The organism is Corynebacterium sp. AOP36-E1-14 (genome assembly GCF_052377495.1).
Classification (GTDB): Bacteria; Actinomycetota; Actinomycetes; order Mycobacteriales; family Mycobacteriaceae; genus Corynebacterium.
Window position 1 is genome coordinate 1 of sequence record NZ_JBQSWV010000083.1, and the last position, 430, is coordinate 430.

The window sequence follows — 430 nt, forward strand, 5'->3', positions numbered from 1 at the left end:
CCGGTCGGTGAGATAGTTCGTCCTGGTCATCAGGTGACGGCGGTGCTTGTACAACGGGTCATCCTTGCGTCCACGCCGCCCGGTCGTCTCTCGTTGCAGGCGCTGCCGACACCCAGTGAGTTTCTCGGCGGCCAGGTGCACCACATGAAATGGGACCATCACCTTCGTCGCCGCGGGTAAGGCGTGGTCCACGGCGGTGGCGTAGCCGGCGAAGCCGTCCATCGTGACGACCTCCACACGCTGGCGGAAACCAGGGTCACGCTCGTTGAGCCAGGTTCGTAGCACCTCGGCACTGCGCCCGGGTCGCATATCGATCAACCGGGCCGGCCCGCACCCGTCGACCAGCGGGGTCAGATCCACCAGCACCGTGACCATCGAGGAGGGCTCGCCGGGACGGCGGGTGTGTTTCCACACGTGCTCATCGACACCT

The 430-nt window shown here is 66.0% G+C and carries 1 protein-coding gene; it reads right to left on the minus strand.

The genetic code is table 11. The features are described 5' to 3' along the window. Window positions 1-430: ISL3 family transposase (locus ACT3TD_RS14840; protein WP_444638079.1), on the minus strand; the 430-nt coding region annotated here is incomplete at both ends.